The sequence below is a fragment of the Terrirubrum flagellatum genome, from assembly GCF_022059845.1.
Classification (GTDB): domain Bacteria; phylum Pseudomonadota; class Alphaproteobacteria; order Rhizobiales; family Beijerinckiaceae; genus Terrirubrum; species Terrirubrum flagellatum.
Genome location: NZ_CP091851.1, coordinates 4,145,668 through 4,166,519, shown reverse-complemented (window position 1 = coordinate 4,166,519; position 20,852 = coordinate 4,145,668). Strand labels below are relative to the sequence as shown.

The 20,852-nt window shown below is 58.9% G+C and carries 16 protein-coding genes and 1 pseudogene; 13 read left to right on the top strand and 4 right to left on the bottom strand.

Annotation, left to right across the window (positions count from 1 at the left end; translation table 11 throughout):
• Nucleotides 1–79: 79 nt before the first annotated feature.
• Entirely contained in the window at nt 80–1,366 is a 1,287-nt protein-coding gene (locus tag L8F45_RS19985; protein ID WP_342359611.1) for an oligosaccharide flippase family protein, read from the bottom strand.
• An 856-nt stretch (nt 1,367–2,222) separates the two neighbouring features.
• On the opposite strand from L8F45_RS19985, the gene L8F45_RS19980 reads away from it, so the two are divergent.
• The 7 genes from L8F45_RS19980 (at nt 2,223) to L8F45_RS19950 (ending at nt 11,710) form a co-directional block, all read left to right on the top strand.
• Nucleotides 2,223–3,440, top strand: a complete 1,218-nt coding sequence (locus tag L8F45_RS19980; RefSeq protein WP_342359610.1) for an iron-containing alcohol dehydrogenase — start codon at nt 2,223–2,225, stop codon at nt 3,438–3,440.
• A 29-nt stretch (nt 3,441–3,469) separates the two neighbouring features.
• Nucleotides 3,470–4,516: an NAD-dependent epimerase/dehydratase family protein gene (locus tag L8F45_RS19975; RefSeq protein WP_342359609.1), complete on the top strand. Its 1,047-nt coding sequence runs from the start codon at nt 3,470–3,472 to the stop codon at nt 4,514–4,516.
• Between the two features lie 196 nt (nt 4,517–4,712).
• The gene (gene rfbG, locus L8F45_RS19970) at nt 4,713–5,708 is read left to right on the top strand and encodes a CDP-glucose 4,6-dehydratase (RefSeq protein ID WP_342359608.1); all 996 of its coding nucleotides are present in this window, start codon (nt 4,713–4,715) and stop codon (nt 5,706–5,708) included.
• A 40-nt stretch (nt 5,709–5,748) separates the two neighbouring features.
• On the top strand, nt 5,749–7,086 hold the full coding sequence (rfbH, locus tag L8F45_RS19965; RefSeq protein ID WP_342359607.1) for a lipopolysaccharide biosynthesis protein RfbH: 1,338 nt from the start codon (nt 5,749–5,751) through the stop codon (nt 7,084–7,086).
• Nucleotides 7,087–7,212: 126 nt separating this feature from the next.
• Complete coding sequence (locus tag L8F45_RS19960; protein ID WP_342359606.1) at nt 7,213–8,661, top strand: N-acetylneuraminate synthase family protein; 1,449 nt, start codon at nt 7,213–7,215, stop codon at nt 8,659–8,661.
• A gap of 89 nt (nt 8,662–8,750) precedes the next feature.
• Nucleotides 8,751–10,574: a thiamine pyrophosphate-binding protein gene (locus L8F45_RS19955; RefSeq protein ID WP_342359605.1), complete on the top strand. Its 1,824-nt coding sequence runs from the start codon at nt 8,751–8,753 to the stop codon at nt 10,572–10,574.
• A 38-nt stretch (nt 10,575–10,612) separates the two neighbouring features.
• On the top strand, nt 10,613–11,710 hold the full coding sequence (locus tag L8F45_RS19950; protein WP_342359604.1) for a hypothetical protein: 1,098 nt from the start codon (nt 10,613–10,615) through the stop codon (nt 11,708–11,710).
• A gap of 51 nt (nt 11,711–11,761) precedes the next feature.
• On the opposite strand, the gene L8F45_RS19945 is transcribed toward L8F45_RS19950, so the two are convergent.
• Both L8F45_RS19945 and rfbF read right to left on the bottom strand, forming a co-directional pair.
• Nucleotides 11,762–13,015, bottom strand: a complete 1,254-nt coding sequence (locus L8F45_RS19945) for a lipopolysaccharide biosynthesis protein (RefSeq protein WP_342359603.1) — start codon at nt 13,013–13,015, stop codon at nt 11,762–11,764.
• Between the two features lie 44 nt (nt 13,016–13,059).
• Nucleotides 13,060–13,830 (bottom strand): glucose-1-phosphate cytidylyltransferase, encoded by a 771-nt coding sequence (rfbF, locus tag L8F45_RS19940; RefSeq protein ID WP_342363511.1) that lies wholly within the window; start codon nt 13,828–13,830, stop codon nt 13,060–13,062.
• Nucleotides 13,831–14,312: 482 nt separating this feature from the next.
• On the opposite strand from rfbF, the gene L8F45_RS19935 reads away from it, so the two are divergent.
• Entirely contained in the window at nt 14,313–15,263 is a 951-nt protein-coding gene (locus L8F45_RS19935; RefSeq protein WP_342359602.1) for a glycosyltransferase family 2 protein, read from the top strand.
• Nucleotides 15,264–15,409: 146 nt separating this feature from the next.
• Nucleotides 15,410–16,870, top strand: coding sequence for an FkbM family methyltransferase (locus L8F45_RS19930; RefSeq protein WP_342359601.1), 1,461 nt, complete (start codon nt 15,410–15,412; stop codon nt 16,868–16,870).
• A 136-nt stretch (nt 16,871–17,006) separates the two neighbouring features.
• On the opposite strand, the gene L8F45_RS19925 is transcribed toward L8F45_RS19930, so the two are convergent.
• Complete coding sequence (locus L8F45_RS19925) at nt 17,007–17,828, bottom strand: hypothetical protein (RefSeq protein WP_342359600.1); 822 nt, start codon at nt 17,826–17,828, stop codon at nt 17,007–17,009.
• Here L8F45_RS19925 and L8F45_RS19920 point away from each other — a divergent pair.
• The 4 genes and pseudogenes from L8F45_RS19920 to L8F45_RS19905 all read left to right on the top strand — a co-directional run bounded on the left by L8F45_RS19920 (nt 17,827) and on the right by L8F45_RS19905 (nt 20,758).
• Nucleotides 17,827–18,129 (top strand): IS66 family insertion sequence element accessory protein TnpB, encoded by a 303-nt coding sequence (locus L8F45_RS19920; RefSeq protein ID WP_342359599.1) that lies wholly within the window; start codon nt 17,827–17,829, stop codon nt 18,127–18,129. The two genes, L8F45_RS19925 and L8F45_RS19920, sit on opposite strands and share 2 nt — an antisense overlap.
• Nucleotides 18,126–18,472 (top strand): annotated as a pseudogene (tnpB, locus tag L8F45_RS19915) (IS66 family insertion sequence element accessory protein TnpB). The gene L8F45_RS19920 and the pseudogene tnpB overlap by 4 nt, the downstream one beginning before the upstream one ends.
• Before the next feature lie 95 nt (nt 18,473–18,567).
• A protein-coding gene (gene tnpC / locus L8F45_RS19910; protein ID WP_342363510.1) for an IS66 family transposase occupies nt 18,568–20,165 on the top strand; the annotation gives its coding sequence in 2 pieces (ribosomal slippage) (nt 18,568–19,402 and nt 19,402–20,165; 1,599 coding nt in all).
• Nucleotides 20,162–20,758: a plasmid pRiA4b ORF-3 family protein gene (locus tag L8F45_RS19905; RefSeq protein ID WP_342359598.1), complete on the top strand. Its 597-nt coding sequence runs from the start codon at nt 20,162–20,164 to the stop codon at nt 20,756–20,758. Before tnpC ends, L8F45_RS19905 begins: the two co-directional genes overlap by 4 nt.
• The last annotated feature ends 94 nt before the right edge of the window (nt 20,759–20,852 follow it).

Below are 20,852 nucleotides of genomic sequence, written 5' to 3'. Positions count from 1 at the left end.
ATGCCCAGCCAGTCGTTCCGGCGCCAACGCTGAACAAGTCTCTCCCTCCATCCCTCCGCATCCCGCTACCGCGAAAGCCTCATTGCCGCATGGCTTTTCCGATTGGCGCTTCGCGCCTGCGATGCGTGAGCCGCAGCCAAGTGATGCTAAAGCATAGAAGAATTGCGATGGCTGAAAAGAGTATCCAGGCCATCTGGCGCGTGTCCGGACGCACGAATTGGCAAACAGCAAAGATTAGCGGCGTTGATAGCGCAAGCGGCACGATCAGCAGATAATTTGCTCGCGCAAGCGCGTAAGTCACGACAAGAGAGACACAGGCCAGCATCGCCATACCTGGGGCGAGGATCTGCAGAATAGGAGCGGCTGCGACGTAAGGTTGTCCAGCAAGCAGCCTGAGGCAAAGCTCCGGCTCGATCGTCATCACGAGCGCTGCGCTGGCGCTGATGCCTCCTGTGACTCCAAGCGCAAGCATGATGAGTCTGAAACTTTCTTCGGTCGGCGCGGCTTGATTGCGAGCGAGGCTGGCGGCTTCCGGAAATACGATATTGATAAGAGCAGCGGGCAACAACAAGGCGATCTTGGAGAGCGTCGACGCGGCCGCATACAACCCAGACGATTCAGGTGAGTTGAAAGCGCGGACGAGGGGCTGATCGATATAGGTAAGTCCCAGCAGCGCAACGCTCATTAGCACAGCAGGGATGGAGAATTGCAGCGTTTCCCGAAGCGCATCTGGGAACTGCCCGGGTTTCGCTAATATCAAGGCGCTGCGAAACGACCACACGCCTATAGCGAAAACGACCACGCCGCCAGCGGCCAACGCAAGCAAGGCGCTATGAATCCCGCCTCCAAAAACAATAACGACGCCCGCAAACGTCAGGAAACGGATGAGGGGAACTCCCGCCGCTCCAACAGCCAGGCGATTATATGATCGCTGTCCCTGCCACAGCCCGAGAGGCACATGGTAGAGCAATATCGAAGCGAGCAAAATCGGCGTTAGCACCCAGGCGGCAAGCCAGCCGACATGCAGGGTTTGCTCCACAAAGCCAGCAAATGGAAGATAAAGTGCGACGACGCATCCGCCAATGCAGATTCCCGCCACCATGATCCGTTGCACGAGCGCTGCGAACAATTCAGGAGAGCCGCCGTGATTGATCAGGAGTCTGGATATTGCAGCAGGTGCGGCGGCGATTGGGGCCGTGATGAGCATCGCTAGCGACAGCAGCACGTTTACGGCGCCGAATTCACCCGGACTGACCGCGCGAGCGAGCAGCAGCTGGAACAAATAGGCGCAGGCGTTGCCGGCGGTGGTGACAAGCGAGGCTCTCAGAAAAATCGTAAGATGCCGGGCGGCTGGAGAACGCTGCATGCTCGGATTTCGGCGTTCAGGGTATATTTGATTCACGTCTTATCGCGATCGCCGCCCGCCAATGGGATTGGGCCGCAAATTTCCAAATGCGCGAGCGCGCACAGTCTCAGAGGCTTCATGCCTGTCGACGCGGTCGCCGCCGAGCAGCTCCGACTTTCCGCGATTTTACCGCCAGGAGCAGAGCCAGAACGTTCGGAACAAATCATCCGAGTTGCCGCAAGCCATGATCGAGACTGAGACGAGATCACCATGAGGCGCTCTATGTCCGGGAAGCAAGCGCTGCGCAATTGAGAAATCCGCCCGATTCTACAACTATGAGTTGAATGCCGAAAGAAATCTAGCTAATGGTTGAGTGCTGTGGAAGCGGCGTTTTTTCGCCGACGGTTGAAGCGTGGAATCAACCGAGCAAATCATAGGCTTGCTGAATCGTGGGGGCATCGAGCGGCAACTTTGCGAGTCAACCAGCATGCTGCATGTTCGAGCCGTTTGACATCCCGGATGAAATTGCCGGCAGCGCCGGCGATGAGGGACGAACTGCGGGCGGGCGAGGTCAAAGTCTGGCACCTTGAGCTTTTCAGCGGACGCCATGGTTTGCGCTCCAGCGGCGTAGGGTGGTCTGATTGCGCTTATCTCCGTTCTATCAGGTTTCGAAAGCCGTAGCTGTGGCTCTTGCTGTATTCTCCCGAGCGGATCGTTCTGTTCTCGGCGTTTCAGATGAGCCAGCGATGGCTTGTCGCCAGCGTCGCTCCGGCCGCGGCTTGCACCTCCTGGTGGGTTGTGACACATCCCGTTCGCACAGTTGATCTGAACTCTCCTTGAAACGCTTGGCCTCTGTAGTGGCGGAAATTGTTCGCGCATGTCTCGCATCATTGAAACGGCTTTCAATACCTCGACGCAAAAGCGTTTCTATCTCCCGTCAAAATTCGTTTGGGGCGTGGGTTGTCACCAGCAGCTCTACGAGCTGATCGAAGATTGCGCGAGCATCGCCGTGTTTGTCGATGCAGCGTTTGAGAATCACCCGTTCATGAACGAGCTCCGCTCGCAATTAGGTGCGCGGCTGGCGTTTGTCGAAGTGTGCCGCTCGATGCCACAAGCGCAGCGTCTCCGGGAGATCGCGCGAACGTTGCTTCAGCCCGAGGCGATCGTGTCGATCGGCGGCGGGTCGACCGTCGACGCTGCGAAAGCCGTCGTCGCAGAATGGCTTTTCGGCACGTTCGATGGCGTTGGGATGGGCGACAAGCGCGGGATGCCTTGGAGGCCTGATGCGAAGAGGCCGCTGCTGATCGGACTGCCAACGACCGCAGGAACGGGCGCTGATGTTTCGCGCTACTACGTGGCTTACGATGCTTTCACCAAGGGGAAGACCCATGGCAAGAGCTGGGACTTGGTGGTAGATTGGGTGTTGGTGGATCCCATCTTCTTGCGCAGTGCGCCGCCGACGCTGATGCTCATCTCGGCTTTCGACGCCTTCGTCCACCTGTTTGAAACATTCATTTGCCGAGGCGAGCGCTCTTGGTTCGGGGATATGCTTTCGCTTGATGGGATCGCCCGCCTGATGAGTGCGCTTGATGCTTACGTCCGTCGTGACGACCGATCAGACGAAACTCTCCTCGCGTTGAATTATTCCGCAGCCGTGGGCGGCATCGCTATCTCGAATATCCGCACCGGGAACATTCATGAGGCTGCTGGCGCGCTGCTCGAAGTGACATCATTGTCACACGGCGAAACGCTGATGGTGTTCCTGCGGCCGGCCTACAATCAATACAGGGGCGCGATTGCTGATCGCGAGGCGTTGTTGATTCGGCATTTGTCGGCTCATGCGCCGGAGCTTGGTTTCAGGAATTTTGACGGCATAGTCGACTGGTGGCGGAGCGCGTTCGATCAATTTGGGCTACTTGAGCGGATTGACGCTGCAGTCAACGCAATCACGGATTGGAATCATGCTTCGCGCCATATCCGCAATCGAGTGGTTGCGGATCGTGTGTGGTGCGAGAAGGAAAGCCCATTGCCCCTGATGGACACGATGGTTGACGAGTTCATCAAGGCGGCGTTGCCGCAATATACTCTCATCTGAGAGAAGCGCGTTCGAACGGAGCAGACGATTTGCCGCCTGGTTTCCTCAGCGGCCTGGCAGAGGCCGAGCTTGAGCATGCTGTTTTGCGATGCGGCGCGACGCTTCGCGCTCTTCACAAGGGCTCGCTGCTGATCACGGGTGGCACCGGTTTTTTTGGCCGGTGGCTCGTCAGTTCACTGATTCACGCCAACCGCACGCGCTCTCTCGGGTTGACAATCCATCTGGTCAGCCGCTCGCCCGCGGCATTTGCGTCCGCAACTCCGGAGATAGCAACGGATGAAAATGTGCGGCTCATCGAAGGCGATGTTCGCCGCTTTTCCTATGCGGGCTTGCGCTGTAGCCACGTCATTCATGCCGCCGCCGACACATCTGTTGCGGCTGACAATGCTCCGCTTGAACTCATCGACACTATCGTTTCCGGCGCGCGGCATGTGCTGGAGGCCGCAGCGGCGAGTGGCGCACAGGAAGCGCTTCTGGTGAGTTCGGGAGCTGTCTATGGCGGCCAGGGCGATGTCGAACAGGTGATGGAGAGCAGCCGCCTTGCCTGCGATCCGCTTGATCGGCGATCAGCCTATGGCGAAGCCAAGCGCATGGCGGAGTTGATCTCAGCGATTTATGGCGAATCGGCCGGGATGCGCACGCGAATCGCGCGCTGTTTCGCTTTTGTCGGCCCCCTCCTCCCTCTCGACGCCCATTTCGCGATTGGCAATTTCATCGGTGACGCCGTGGCGGGGCGAAACATCGAGATCAAGGGCGATGGCTCGCCGTTGCGCTCTTATCTGCATATGGCGGATCTTGTGGCATGGCTGATCCGCGCGCTGGTCTTGGGAAAGCCCGGCGGCGCCTATAACATCGGATCTGACGAAGGGCTCAGCCTCAAGGAAATCGCATTACTCGTGAAGGAAAACGTGCCGGAGGCAGGCGAAGTTATAGTGCGCGGCGTCCCCCAGCCCGGCGGTTTCCGGTCGCGTTATGTTCCCTCGATCAGCAAGGCGCGGGCCGAGCTTGCGGCGGACGTCTGGATCAAGCTTCCTAGCGCGATTCGCTCCACCGCCGAATGGGCGCGCAAGCATTGAAGACGCCTGATTCGCTGCAAGTTCCGCCACGTTTGGGAAGTGGACAGGGTCGGAATTGTTGTCTACGAGCTCGCCCGCGGCGAACCCGGCCGTGGCGCTAGCAGAGGGCCAACTGAACACAGTGACAGTGAACAGGGACTTCTGGCGCGGTAAGCGCGTCTTGCTGACAGGGCACACCGGATTCAAAGGCGGCTGGATGACGATTTTGCTGCGCTCTCTCGGCGCAGAAGTGACAGGTTTGGCCCTGTCGCCGCCGTCCGGCCCGAGCCTGTTTGCGCTCGCGGATGTGGCCGGGGACGCCAGATCGGTGATCGGCGACATCCGCGATCTGGCGGCGGTGGAGAAGGTCTACGCAGAAAGCTCGCCTGAGATCGTATTTCATCTCGCCGCGCAGCCGATCGTGCGCAGATCGTATGTCGATCCGCTGGAAACCTATATGACCAATGTCATGGGGACAGCGCATGTGCTGGACGCCGCCCGCAGATCGGCGTCCGTGAACACGATTGTGGTGATCACAAGCGACAAATGCTACGAAAATCCGGAGTGGGAGTGGGGATGCCGTGAAAACGACCCCATGGGGGGCCACGATCCCTACAGCAATAGCAAGGGGTGCGCGGAGCTCGTTACCTCGGCCTATCGACGCTCATTCTTTATGAACGGCAAGGCCGGCAGGACCATCGGTCTCGCCTCGGCGCGCGCGGGCAATGTGATCGGCGGCGGCGACTGGGCGGTCAACCGGCTCATTCCCGATACGATAAGGGCCATCGCCGCTGGCGAGCCCGTCAACGTCCGCAATCCTGAATCCGTGCGCCCCTGGCAGCATGTGCTTGAACCAATTACAGGATATCTGCTATTAGCGGAACGCGTCGCCAGCGAGCCGGAGCGTTATTCCGAGGGCTGGAACTTCGGCCCCGCCGACGAAGACGCGTTGCCTGTGCGCGAAATTCTGGACAGATTTTGCCGGCATGTCGGACATGGCGCGCGCTGGCGCCATGTTCTTGACGAAGATGCGCCGCACGAGGCCCGCCTCCTGAGGCTCGACATCGCCAAGGCCAGGGCGCGCCTTGGTTGGCGTCCGCGCTGGACAATTGACAAGGGTCTTGAGATGACGGCGGCTTGGTATCGCGCCTATCTGGGCGGCGTCAGCATGGCGAAAATAACGCTTGACCAGATCGAGGCGTTCGGGCCTTGAGGCCGCTGAATATAGTTTTCTAATGCCGTTGGATGGGCCGATGCAGTTGGCGGAAAGCGTCAGGAAACCAAAGACTCTGTCCGAGCGGCGTGAAGAGATACTCGCGCTTGTCGAAGAATACGCCGCGGAAGCTTTCACTCAGCGCCCTTTCAAGCCGGGCGAAACCGTTGTGCCGCCATCGGGCAAGGTGATCGGCGCGCCGGAAATCAGGATGCTTGTCGACAGCGCGCTGGACGGTTGGCTCACGACGGGAAGGTTTAACGACGCGTTCCAGAAGCGCCTCGCGGATTACATCGGCGTCAATCACGCGATCACCGTCAATTCCGGCTCTTCCGCGAACCTTGTTGCGATGACGACCCTTTTCTCGCCAAAGCTTCGTGACAAGCGCATAAAGAAAGGCGACGAGATCATCACCGTCGCTGCGGGCTTCCCGACCACTGTCAATCCGACGGTCATGAACGGGGCGGTGCCTGTCTTCCTCGACGTCGACATCCCGACCTACAACATCGACGCGATGCATCTTGAATCCGCTGTGACCTCGCGCACGCGCGCTATCATGATCGCGCACACGCTCGGGAACCCGTTCAATCTGGGCGAAGTGATGCGCGTCGCCAAGAAGCACAATCTTTATGTCGTGGAAGATTGTTGCGATGCGCTGGGCGCGACATATGACGGGCGGAAGGTCGGCACCTTCGGCAATCTCGGAACCTTGAGCTTCTATCCCGCGCACCACATCACGATGGGTGAGGGTGGAGCGGTTTTCACCAATGATCCGTTTTTCAAGAAGATCGCCGAGTCGATTCGGGACTGGGGCCGTGACTGCCATTGCGAGCCCGGACAGGACAACACATGTGGCAAACGCTTCAAGTGGCGGCTCGGCACGCTGCCCGAAGGCTACGATCACAAATACACTTACAGCCATCTCGGATATAATCTGAAGATTACTGATATGCAGGCGTCCGTGGCGCTGGCGCAGATGGATCGTGTCGATCATTTCGTCGCTGCACGTCGGCGCAATTTCGCGTATCTCAAGCAGGGACTTGCCGATCTCGTCGATGTTCTGATCCTGCCTGAGGCGACGCCAAACAGCGAGCCGTCCTGGTTCGGTTTTCCGATTACCCTTCGTCCTGGACTGAAGAAGTCGCGCCAGGAACTTCAGACCTATCTTGATCAGAATAAGATCGGATCGCGTCTTCTGTTCGCGGGCAATCTTCTCCGTCAGCCCTACTTCAAGGACATCGAACATCGAGTGCATGGCGAATTGACCAACACAGATATCGTCATGAACCAGACTTTCTGGATTGGCGTATACCCAGGCCTGAACGACAGCCATCTCGATTTCGTTATGGATAAGCTGCGCGCTTTCTTCCGATCGTAACGACGGATGAGCTTTGCCGCGCGCGGCGCACAATAAAGATCAGGATTATAAGGAACGACGATGAGCAACATGAAGCTAAGCGCTCTCCCCTCGCCGCTCTTCATTCTGGAGCTTGCGAACAATCATATGGGCGATGTCGATCATGGGCTCCGCGTGATCGACGAATTTTGTACGCTCGCGAAAAAGTATCCATTCTCGTTCGCATTCAAGCTCCAGTATCGGGAATTGGACACCTTCATCCACCCGGATTTCAAGAGCCGGACGGATATCAAGTTTATCAAGCGTTTCTCGGAAACGCGGCTGGATCGCGCGCAGACGAAACGCCTTGTCGACGCCATCAAAGGGCATGGAGTCCTGGCGATGTGCACGCCGTTCGATGAGCCGTCTGTTGACCGGATCATCGAGGACGGATTCGATGTTCTGAAAGTCGCGAGCTGCTCCTTCACCGATTGGCCATTGCTCGAACGCATGGCGAAGGCCGATCTTCCGATTATCGCGTCCACCGCGGGCATCGAGTTGCAGGACATCGACAGCGTCGTTGCGTTCTTGAGCAACCGGAAGAAGGAGTTTGCTCTGGAAACCTGCGTCGCCGAGTATCCGACGCCCAACCACAATCTGCAGCTCAATCAGATTGATCTGATGTTGAAGCGATATCCGGGGCTTCGCATCGGCTATTCGACGCATGAGGATCCGAACGAGACGATACCGGTCGCCATGGCCATCGCGAAGGGAGCTACCATCTTCGAGAAGCATATTGGCATCCCGACCGAAAAATATGCGTTGAACAACTATTCAGCCAACCCTGATCAAACGAAGGCTTGGCTCGACGCTGCGAAAAAGGCCTATGAAATCGCGGGCGTGGTCGGTAAGCGGGTGCCGCCGACGAAAAGCGAGTTCGAATCGCTATTCTCATTGCGCCGAGGCGCATTCGCCAAGCGGCCGATCAAGAAGGGCGAGCGCATCAAGGACGGCGACGTCTTCTTTGCGATTCCCACGCAGGAAGGTCATGTAACGGCGAACGACTGGTCCAAATACGCGCATTTTTACGCGGATACGGATATCGCCGAGCGCGCGCCGCTGCTGAAGGGCAATACGTCAAACAAGCAGGTTCGCGCCGAAATCCTGTCGATCGCGAATCGAGTCAAGGCGCTGCTGAAAGAAAGCAACGTCGTTGTTCCCGGCGAGGCGGAACTCGAGATTTCCCATCACTACGGGCTCGAGAAATTCGACCAGCATGGAATCACGATGCTGACGGTCGTCAATCGCGACTACTGCAAGAAGCTGATCGTCGTGTTGCCGGGCCAAAACCATCCGGAGCAGTACCATAACAAGAAGGAAGAGACGTTCCATGTCCTCCATGGCGAGCTCCGTATCGTCCTGGACGGCGCAGAGCGGATTTGCGGTCCAGGCTCGGTCGTGACGATTACGCCCGGAATGCGGCACGCCTTCGACACGAAGAGCGGAGCGGTCTTTGAAGAGATTTCGTCGACCCATTTTGTCGACGATAGCTTCTACACGGACCCCGAGATCGCAAAGAACAAGGAACGTAAGACATTCCTGCGCCACTGGATGTAGGCCAACGTCTGTCGCCCGTTTGCTGTTCATTCGCCTGAAGATTGAGCGCCGGCGCTGGCCGGCGCCGAGCGCCGCCGAGAAACGCCCTGATGGCTACGATCCGTCTTGCTGATTACGTTGCAAATTTTGTCTCAAAGCTTGGCGTGAAATCGATCTTTCTCGTGCCGGGCGGAGGCAACATGTTTCTCGCAGACGCGCTTGGTAATCACGCTCGACTCGACTACGTCGCACATCATCACGAGCAGGCTGCAGCGATTGCGGCGGAGGCTTATGGACGGGTCGTCGAGGATATCGGCGTCGCCTTGGTGACCACGGGTCCGGGCGGCACAAACGCGATGACCGGCGTCGCCGGCGCCTGGATCGACAGCGCGCCGATGCTGGTGATTTCAGGGCAGGTGAAACGGGCCGATCTCAAGGGCGACACCGGCGTGAGGCAAATGGGCCCGCAGGAGGTCGACGTCGTCAGCATGGTGAAGCCCATCACGAAATACGCCGTGACCGTGATGGAGCCGACGAAGATCCGCTATCACCTGGAGAAGGCGGTGCATCTTGCGCGCGAGGGGCGGAGGGCGCCGTGCTGGGTCGATATTCCGCTCGACATCCAGAATGCTCCAATCGACGCGGACGCGCTTGAGGGGTTCACGCCGCCGACCGAAAATGAGGCTGGATCGCTCGACGAGGCCGCGCGCAACGTTCTCGATTTACTGGGCGCAGCCGAGCGCCCGCTGCTGCTTGCGGGGCATGGCGTGCGGCAGGGCCGCGCGGCGAAACTTTTCCGCGAATTCGCGGAGCGCCTCAACATTCCGGTCGCAACGACATGGCTCGCTTGCGATCTGTTTCCGTCCGATCATCGTCTGAGCGTCGGTCGTCCGGGCACAGTCGCTTTGCGCGCGCCAAACTTCGCGGTGCAGAATAGCGATCTGCTGATCGCCATCGGCGCACGTCTTGACAATGTCACGACCGCCTACAATCCAAAAAAGTTCGGGCGCAACGCGAAAAAGATTATGATCGATGTCGATCCGGCCGAACTGAACAAGCTGGGCGACGCGGTCGATTTGAAGATCAAGGCGGACGCCAAGAGCTTTATCGAGACAATGCTTCGCATTTCGAATCAGGCGGCGTTCCGCGACCGGAGCGAATGGCTCGGTCACTGTCAACGCTGGAAGGAGCGATACCCGGTTAACGACGGCGCGCCATTTCCCAAGACGGGAGAGATCAGCCACTATCATTTGACCAGCGTGCTTTCCGACGAAATCCCGAAGGACACTCTGATCGTCACTGGCAGTTCAGGGTTGGCCGTCGAGATTTTCTATACGTCGTTCACGGTCAAATCCGGCCAGCGCATCTTTTTGACATCGGGCCTTGGCGCGATGGGCTATGGATTGCCTGCACTAATCGGCGCCGGCGTCGCCAATGATCGCAAGCCGTTTGTCGCGGTCGAGAGCGATGGCAGTCTCATGATGAACGTGCAGGAGCTGTCCACCATCGCAGCCCAGAAACTGCCGGTCAGACTCTTCATCTTCAACAACAACGGTTACGCTTCGATCCGGAATACGCAGCGCAACTACTTCGACGGCCGCTATGTCGGCACGGGTCCTGAGGCGCGGCTGAGTTTCCCCGATATCGCCAAGCTCGCAGAAGTGCATGGAATTCCGGCCATCACCGTGCGCGATGCGGCCGAGTTGCGCGATGCGGTCAGGAAGACGCTCGCGCATGTGAGCGGACCGATCCTTTGCAATGTACACCTCAAGAACGACGAGATCCTGCAACCCAAGTCGTCGGCGCTTCCGCAGCCTGACGGGTCGATCCTGTCGATGCCGCTTGAGGACATGACGCCGCTCCTCTCGCTCGATGAGCTGAAGTCCAACATGCTGGTTCCGCTGGATCCGGCGTCGGAGCGCGCACGCGCCTGACGCGCCCGAAGGTCGCAACGGCCGCGGAAGGCCGCGAGATGCATATCTTGTTCGACATCAGCGCTCATGGGCTTGGCCATCTTGCGCAGGCTGGCCCCGTGATCGAGCAATTCGCGACGCGTCGCCCTGCCTGCGATCTAACCGTTCGCACGGGTCTTGATCGGGAGATTCTTCAACGGCGGATCGCCGCGCCCTTTAGCTATCAGCGATCTGAGGATGATTTCGGGCTCGTCATGGCCACGTCTTTCGTGGTCGATCGGCCGGCGACCGCGCGTCGCTATGTCGAGCTTCACGCCCGCTTCGATCGCGCGGTCGACGCGCTGGCAGCGAAGATGCTGACCGCACGCGTCGATATGGTCGTCGCCAATGTGGGCTACCTGTCGCTGGCGGCCGCGCAACGCGCGGGCCTGCGCAATCTCGCCTTCTCATCGATCAATTGGCGAGATGTGGTGCGCCATTATTGTGCGAACGAGCCCGGCGTCGGACCCGTTCTTATCGAGATGGAAGCGTGCTATCGCCGCTGCGACGCGTTTCTGCGATTGGTTCCCGGCACGGCCATGGGCGAGTTCGAGACGACGCCTGTTGATTCTCTTGTCGTTTCCGTAGGCGCCGACCGGCGGCGGGAGCTCAGGGCGCGCCTGGGGCTTGGGCCAGAGCAAATAGCGATCGCTTTCTCTTTCACCGACGGCGAGAGACAGCCGCCCCCGTCCTTTTCCGCCGCCGATGCACGCAACATCCTCTGCGTCGGCCCCAGAATCTGGGCTGGCCGCCCGGCCTGGATCTCCTTCGAGGAGGCCGGATTACCCTTCGTGGATCTCGTTCGGTCGGTCGATCTCATCGTCGCGAAACCGGGCTATGGCATTGTCACCGAGGCGGCCTGCGCCGGCGCGCCGACATTGCTTTTGCCGCGAGACGACTGGCCGGAAACAAGCGCGACGAGCGAATGGCATCAGCGCCACGGGCGTTTTGAGACTACACAGACGCCTCTACCTTCATTGAGTGCACATGAACTCATCGAAGCTCATGCGAGATTGTCAGCCAAACAAACGTCGGGGCCTCTGCGAACCGACGGCGCCGAAACGATCGCGCTCACTATCGCTGCTCTGTTGGATCAGCTGATTCACGTTGGCGCCTGAACGCCGGGCTCTCGGCGCGATCGCGAACAGGTCCGATCGGGACCGCTCTCATCACTCCGATGAGCGGGCCGGGAACTCCGCCGTCGCGATGGTGTCGACAGTTTCGCGCCGAAGCCAGAACCAGCCGGCCAATAATAGAAACAGCAGGATTTCGGTGGCGAGCATCGCCTGCGATGCGCCTATCGACCCGTGTCGCGACGCAAGCACCCACGTCAGCAGCGCGTTGGCCGCGGTGACGCACGCCACGATTGCTGCGAAGGCCCATTCCTGGTTCTTCGCGATCATTGCCTGTCCCAGCATGAAATTCGGAGCCATGAATATCGCCGCGCCGAGGAGCCAAGGCGCGAGCGGCGCCGCGGCGCGATAGTTGAAACCAAACAACCACTCCAGGAGATCAGGCCCGGCTAACACATATGCGCATGCAGCCATGCCAACGAGCGTCGCTGCAGTCGTCAGGATATTCGCGGAAAGCCGACTGAACACGGCGGAACGAAAACCTTGGAGGCGCACAGCGTTGCCGAAGAGCGTAACCAGGGGCGATAGCAGCGTGATGTAGGATTCGAGCAAGCGCTGCATGAGCCCAAAGCGCCCGATATCGGCGAGATCCGCGTGAACGGCGTAAAGAACGAAAACGGATTGTCGATTGTACAATTGAGTGAACAGATCGATGAGAACGATGCCGTGAACCGCGGCCCACGTCGCTCGCCGCCCGCCAAAAGCGATATGGAAGCCAGCTGTTCCCACCGGACGCCAGGCGAGCACGGCGGTCTGAACTGCAAGCAACGCGAAAAGGACGCCATTCGCGCCCGAACCGGCTGCGGCCGCCGCGATCATGGCTGCGAAGGGAATGAGTCTGCTGAACATTTGCCAGCGTGCGTCTTCTGACAGGCGCTCCCGCGCCAGAAGCTCGGCCGACAGGAGGTTGGCGATCAGGCGGGGCGCGTTCGCTGCGATAGCGATCGCCGCCGTCGCCGACATCGAGGCGATAAGCATCCGGCCGCCCGCCAATGCGAGCGCTACAAGGAAGGCCGTCGCGGCTGCGATGTAGCCGCGCGCAAACGCGTTGAGTTCCGGGACGGAAGGAAAGCCTTCGGTGCGGCGAACGCTCTCGCGCAGCACGAGAAGTCTGTAACCGCCGCCTTGCACGACAAAGGCGATCGTGGCGATCGACGTCGCCATCGTGAAGAGCCCGTATTCGATTGGCCCAATTAACCGGGCGAGCGCGATCTGCAGGCCGAGCGACGCGCCGCCGACCGCGACCGCGGCGATCCATTGCCAGGCGACGCGTTGAGCGAGCATCTTCATCGCGTCGTCGCGCTTTGAACGGCGAACTGATGCTTGACTTGAGATCAGCTCCACACCCGCCAGGGCGGCGAGCCGCCGGACCACAGGTTTTCCAGATGTTGCTTTTCCCGCAACGTGTCCATGGCCTGCCAGAAATCCGTGTGCTGGAAAGCGACAAGCTCTCCATCTGCGGCGAGCCGACGCAGCGGCTCCTGTTCCCAGACGGTGCCGTCGCCGCTCAGATAGTCGAAAATCTTTGGTTTCAGCACAAAGAAGCCGCCATTGATCCAGCCTCCGTCGCCCTTGGGCTTTTCCATGAAGGATCTGACCTTGTCGCCTTGCAAATCCATCGAGCCGAACCGCCCGGGGGGCTGTACGGCCGTAACCGTCGCCGCCTTCCCATGCGCTTTGTGCGTCTCGATTAGCTTTGCGATGTCTACTTTGGCGACGCCATCGCCATATGTCAGGCAGAAATCCGAATCGCCGACATAGTCGCGTATGCGTTGGATGCGCCCCCCGGTCATCGTATTGGCGCCGGTTTCAACGAGCGTGATCTTCCAAGGCTCGACATTGCTTTCGTGAGTGGTGATCACGTCCTTTGCGAGATCGATCGTCACGTTGGAGCGATGAAGTCGATAATTCTGGAAATACTCCTTGATCACATATCCCTTGTAGCCGAGGCATACGATGAAATCGTTGATGCCGAAATGGCTATAGATCTTCATGATATGCCAAATGATCGGTCGGCCGCCGATTTCGACCATGGGCTTCGGCTTGATCTCGGTCTCTTCCGCGAGACGGGTGCCCAGACCCCCCGCCAGTATCACTGCTTTCATAGCGAACTCTGCTTCAGTTTCAGCAAACAGGCCAAGCGGATTCAAAGCCCACTTTCTACGTTTCTAGACGGCATGAAAGCGCGTTTCCAGTCTATTCCTTTTGGCGTTGTGCGGGCTCTCGCCAGCGCGCAGGGTGGAAAATTCTGCAGCTCCGATCGGCGGCAGCGCCCAAACTGGTCGGGATCGTTTTTTGAGGGATCGCCGACGGCGCATGCGCCTGGAATTGTTCCGCTGGAAAAATCGCCTCGTGACTGCGATGCTTTTGCGAAACAAGTCGTGTCGCCTAGACGGCTGGTCGCGCCGGGAACCGCCGCTGCACGTCAAGTTATATTCATGTATTCGGATGTTCGCCGAAAGTAAAAATCGTCTTGGCGAGCGGTGATTCCTTCTTCGGCTCGTCCTCACCGATCCGCCGCTCGCGTTGACGCCGAATGACAATTTGCTTAGACCGGCCCTGCAAATGACGTCCGTAAGAGCAATAAATGTCGAGCGCCCCGCCTCAGAAAACGATCAGCGTCGTCACGCCATGCTACAATGAAGAGGCTGGAATCCGCGAGTGTTATGAACGAGTTAAGGCAGTGTTCGATGAGCGCTTGCCGAATTACAAGCGAGAACATCTATTCATTGACAATTGTTCTACTGACAAGACCGTTGAGATATTGAAGTCTATTGCGAAATCAGACCCGAATGTGAAAATAATCGTTAATGCGAGGAATTTTGGTCTAAGCAAGTCTCCCTATCACGGGAAATTGCAAGCCACGGGCGACGCTGTTGTGCCCATTGTCGCCGATCTCCAGACTCCTCCGGAAATTATCGTCGACCTCGTTCACAACTGGGAGCGGGGATACAAAATGGTTATTGCCGTGCGGGAGGGTATGGAAGAAAGCTTTTTCACCAAGCTCTGGCGCTCGTTGTTCTACAAACTGATGAAGAAGCTGTCGAAGGTCGAACAGCTGCGGCATTTTATCGGTTTTGGATTGTTCGACCGACAGGTCATGGACATCTTGCGCAGCCTTGACGAGCCCGATCCCTATTTTCGCGGCCTTGTTTCGGAAATCGGCTTCGAGAAAGCGTTCGTGCCCTATCATCAGCCGCCGAGAAAACATGGAAAGTCGCGGCATAATTTCTTTGACTTGCTCGAACTGTCCATGTTGGCCCTGACGACCTACTCGAAGGTCCCAATTCGCCTTATGACGATTGCCGGCGCAATCGGGTCGGTGCTGAGTTTGGTTATGGGCCTGGTGTATCTTTGCCTCAAGATTTTGTATTGGAATCAATTTGCGATGGGGCAGGCTCCTCTGGTTATCGGCCTCTTCTTCTTCTCGGCGATAAATTTGGCCGCGCTCGGTCTTGTTGGCGAATATGTTGGTCTGGTTTTGCAATATGCGCGGCGTTTTCCTTTGGTCGTCGAAAAGGAACGCATAAACTTTTGAGGACGCGCAAGTTTTCTGGACCGGCGCGAAGATTGAGCAGTTTTCCCAAGGGCGCAGCGGACGCCGCCGTTCAGGTTCGTTGTTGCACGCGTAGGATCACGCTTGTACTTCAACCCGCACGAGATGCGAATTCCTGAGAGGGCTCTGTGACGCAGGTCGTGATTTTAGCGGAATCTGGTGAAACCGGTCCGTATGGCGCCGGCTCGTCAGGCCGCGTCGTTCATTCGCGCGGGGGCCGCGACTTTCGACTATCCGTCGAGCGCATGGCGGAAAAAGAGATCGTTGTCGCCGCCTCTCATTCCCGAGACGAAGCGTTGTCTGTTTCGGGAATTCCGGGCGTGCTGCCGGTGCAGATCGATGCGGGAGCGCCGAATCTTCGATTGCATGACGCAGGAGTAGCGCGGATGCCCGATCCTGCGACTCTCCAGAAGGCGGTGGATGAGGGATCGTTCTCTTCGCTCGCTAGCCTGTTTCAACTCCGCCCGTCGGATGTGAGAGCGCGCCATCAAGCGCGGTTTAAATCTGTCCTTGAAGCGATAAGGAAAGAGGGTGGCCTGTGCATCTATGGCGCGGGCAATATCGGGCGGCAGGCTCTGGATGCGGCGCGGCGAGCCGATATTCCGATCAAACAGATTCTTGACAGAAATCCGTCGAGGTTTGGCGGTCAACTTGACGGTGTTCCGATTCGGTCCCCGGAACATGTTGTATCAGGAGACGTTGTTGTCATTGGCGTTGGGAATGGAGTCGCGGAGATCGAGAAAGCGCTCCAAAAGAGCGCCCACCCAGTTTTCCTTGGCCTTTCTGAATTGAATGCTGTGTCCAGAAGGCCGGGCGAACCAGAAACGGATTATATCGATGACTTGTTTGCAAATCGCTGCAGATACGTCTCGCTGTATGGTCTTCTCGACGATGCAGAATCTCGGGAAACGCTGAGCGCCCTCGTTCAGCACAGGCTGACTCTTTCAAACGACTCGCTTCAGCAAGTTCGCGTCAAAAATCATGACCAGTGGTTCGCGCCGTTCCTGTCGGGCAAGGCGAACGAGGTATTTGTCGATGGCGGAGCTTTCGACGGAGACACGGTTGAAGGTTACATCAAGTCGCGCGGAGCCGGCTACGGCGCGATCCACGCTTTTGAGATCGACCCTGATATTGCGAAGCGAGCGCGCGAGCGCGTCGCGGGGTATAGGGATGTTACGGTGCACAATGTCGGGCTCTCCGACCGCCAAGACGATCTTGCGTACCGGCGAACTGGCGGCACGGACGGCACCTTGAGTTTGCCAGAATTCAAGCTGGAAGAGCACGGCGACCGATCTGACCTGGTGAGAATTTCTCGGCTGGATGACGTCGTGCAAGAGGCCGTCGACTTTATCAAACTCGATGTCGAGGGAGAGGAGGCGCGAGCGATCGCTGGCGCCGAGAAACACATTTTGAGAAGCTCGCCCATTCTGGCCGTCGCCGCCTACCACAAAGCATCAGATATTTGGGATTTGCCACGGCGTCTCCTGGATCTGACGCCAGGTTATCGATTGCGGCTTCGGCATTATACCGACTGCGCGTATGAAACAGTCATATACGCTACGCGGGCGTCGCCGAACTCTGACCTATAATGTGAAAGGCGTCCTGCGCATCGATCATTATTCAATAATCAACGATATTGTTGGAGAGGTTTGCCGTCGAATATCGGATTTTCCGTCGCCGTTGAAATCAACTGTGGCGATCACTTTAGCGGTTTTAAGCCATCACTTATATTGGCCCGGCTTGCGTGTAATTTGTGAGGGCGAGAACATCGTTGCGGCCGTTAATGTACTGACCGCTGACGATGATGTTGGCGCTGGCGGGGGCGAAGACACGTCGAAGTGGACCGTGCGGTGCAGCCTCTTCGGCGAAGAGCAGATCATCGCGATCTCGGCGGAGTGCGAAGCGGACCTTAAGAAGAAGGGCCTGTGCCGGAAACAAGGCGTCAGCAATACTAAATTCTATAAGTTGAAAACCAAGTTTGGTGCAAACGCGGTGGTTGGAAGTGGGCGCTGTACATGTGGCGCCTGACGATCCGCAGAGCGTCAACGAGCGCTGGTCGCTGGACTTCGCGCGGGCACGTTCGATGGCGCTCGGTGATCCTGCATCTCGAATATCGTCGACGGTTTCATGCGGGAATGCCTGGTTAGCGCGGTCGACGCATCGCTGTCGGACGTCCGGATGATCCGCGAGTTTAGCCGCTTGCATGATCAGAGAGGCCGGCCAGTGATGATCGATTCCTTTCGCGGCGCGTAGCCGACAAACCGGGCCATTCTGGATTGGGTCGAGGAGGTGCGCATCGCGTGGCGCTACGTCGCAGCGAGGAAGCCGATGCAGAATGCGTTTGTCGAGCGTTTCGGCGGAAGGCTGCGCGACGAATACCGTACGCATCCGACGAGAGACGCCTTGCGGATGATTGGGCTGATCGTTGAGAACAGTACGTATGGCCAGCCATACGAACAGTGCGCCCAAGCGGCTTGAGGTCGTGGACACGGGCCGGCGGCGGCGCTGGTCTGATGAAGAGAAAGCGCGGATCGTTCTGGAGAGCATGTCCGGTCCGCGGTTGGTGTCGGCGACGGCGCGCCGTCACGGCGTCTCGCGCTCGCTGCTCGTGACATGGCGTCGGGGCCTCGGCATTGAGCGGCGCGATTCCGAGACGACTTTTGTTCCGGCAGTCATCGCTGGGGAGGAGCCCGCTACGCCGTTGGAAGCCGCGCCAGCCGTCGAGCACGCGAATGCTGGCGCGTCGCGGCTTGAGATCGTGCTGACGAACGGGCGGCGTGTGATTGTCGATACGGGCGTCGACGTCGAGGCGCTTGGTCGGATCGTCGCGGTACTCGATCGGCGATGATTGGGATTCCGACGGGTGTACGGGTGTGGTTAGCGACTGGCCACACCGACATGCGAAAAGGCTTTGCGTCCTTGTCGCTGCAGGTGCAGGAAGTGTTGCGCAAGGATCCGCTAAGCGGTCATTTATTTTGCTTTCGCGGGCGCAGAGGCGATTTGCTGAAGGTGATTTGGCACGATGGTCAGGGCGCATGCCTGTTCACGAAAAATTGGAGAAGAAGCGCTTTTTGTGGCCGTCTTTGGCGGACGGCGCGGTGTCGATCTCACAGGCGCAGATGAGTTATCTATTGTCAGGGATCGATTGGCGAAACCCGCAAGAAACCTGGCGACCAACGAGCGTTGGTTGAGGGTTTATCGTTGAATTTGGCGGCGAATGTGATTCCATCGCGGTGTGAACTCCACCGCTGGACCGCTGCCTTCTGATCTCGCCGCCGCGCACGCGATGATCCTCGCCGAGCGCGCGGCGCGCCACGCGGCGGAGGCGAAGGTCGCCGAAACGGCCAACGCGCAGGCGAAACTGTCGGGCACGGAAGCGCTGATCGCTTATCTTAAGCTTGAGATCGAGAAGCTGCGGCGGACGATTTACGGGACGCGTTCGGAGCGGTCGGCGCGATTGCTCGATCAGCTGGAATTGCAGCTGGAGGAGCTCGAGGCGGCGGCGACCGAGGATGAACTCGCGGCCGAGAAAGCCGCGGCGAAAACGCAGAGGGTTCGTTCGTTTGAGCGCAAGCGGCCGGTGCGAAAACCGTTCCCTGACGACATCGAGCGGGAGCGCGTCGTGCTTCCGGCTCCGACGGAGTGTCCGTGCTGCGGATCGAACCGTTTGTCGAAGCTTGGCGAAACGGTCACCTCGACTTTGGAGGAGATCCCACGCCGCTTCAAAGTGATCGACACGGTGCGCGAGAAGTTCTCCTGTCGAGACTGCGAGACGATCACGCAGCCGCCGGCGCCGTTTTACGCCACTCCGAGGGGCTATATCGGGCCGCAGCTTCTGGCGACGATTCTGTTCGACAAGTTCGGGCAGCATCTGCCGCTAAACCGGCAGAGCCAGCGCTTCAAATGTGAGGGCATCGATCTCTCGGTCTCGACGCTGGCCGATCAGGTTGGCGCCGGCGTGTTCGTCGCCGTGCCGATCTTTAATCTGATCGAAGCCCATGTGCTCGCCGCCGAGAGGCTGCACGGCGACGATACGAAAATCCCGATCCTGGCCAAGGGCAAGACGGACACGGGCCGCATCTGGACCTATGTTCGCGACGATCGTCCGTTTGGCGGCGAGACCCGCCGGCGGCGCTCTATTACGCCTCCCGCGATCGGCGCGGCGAACATCCGTCGCGCCATCTCCGAGGCTTCGCTGGCATCCTTCAGGCCGACGCCTATAGCGGCTTCAACGCGCTCTTCGATCCCGGCCGCAAGGTCGAGCCGCTGACTTCAGCCTTTTGCTGGGCGCACAGCCGAAGAGGCTTCTTCGAACTGGCCGACATCGACAAAAACGCGCGGCGCGGTCGCGTGGCGACAGCGATCTCACCGATCGCGCTGGAGGCCGTGCGCCGGATCGATCTGTTGTTCGAGATCGAGCGCGAGATCAACGGGCTCAGCGCAGGCGAGCGTCTGCAAATCCGTCAGGAGAGGAGCGCGCCGCTGCTAGCGGAATTGGAAACATGGCTGCGCGAGCAGCGCGGCAGGCTGTCGCGCTCATCCGGCGTCATCAAGCCGATCGATTACATGCTTCATCGCTGGGACGGCTTCGCCCGCTTCGTCCATGACGGGAGAATCTGCCTGACGAATAACGCGGCGGAACGGGCGCTCCGCGGTTTTGCCCTTGGAAGAAAAGCCTGGTTGTTCGCCGGCTCTGACCGGGGAGCCGAGCGAGCCGCCGTCATGGCGACGCTCATCATGACCTGTCGCCTCAACGACGTCGATCCGAAGGCATGGCTCGCCGATGTCTTTGCGCGCATCGCCGACATCCCGCAGAATCGGCTGTGCGAATTATTGCCATGGCGCTGGGCGATGGATCAGGAGCGCCGTAAGCTGGCGGCATGACTGACGCCATCGCCCACCTCAAGGTGACGCTCGACGACGTTGAGCCGCAGGTTCTGCGTCGCCTTGAAGTTCCAGTGACAATCCGTCTCGACCGGCTGCATCTTGCATTGCAGGACGCCATGGGTTGGACCAACAGCCATCTCTATGAAATCCGCGCCGGCGATGTCGGCTGGGGCATTCCCGATCCAAGTTGGGGCGACGGCCCGCTCGATGCGCGCAAGATTAAGCTCATCGACGTGCTCGAAGATGTCGGCGTGAAGACCTTGCGATATCTCTATGACTTCGGCGACGGGTGGGAGCACACGATCAAAATTGAGCGGATCGTCGACGCCATGCCGGGCGTTCTCTATCCGCGCCTCATCGACGCCAAAGGTCGTTGTCCGCCCGAAGACGTCGGCGGACCCTGGGGATATGGCGAGCTCGTGGAGGCGATCGCTGATCCGAAACATGAGCGCCATACTGAATCCGTTGAATGGCTCGGCGCGCCATTCGATCCCAACGACATCAATGTCGCAGTTCATGCCGCCGCGCTCGAAGCGCTCGCTAAAAGGTGGTCACGTAAAACAGCGATCAAGCGCACCAAGGTCAGTTAAACCACCGCCCTCACCAAAGGACTCAAACAGCCGCGGTCTTAGTCGGATGAATACCGAATACCCGAATGAGCACGTGTTTCGATTTCCGTCGAAA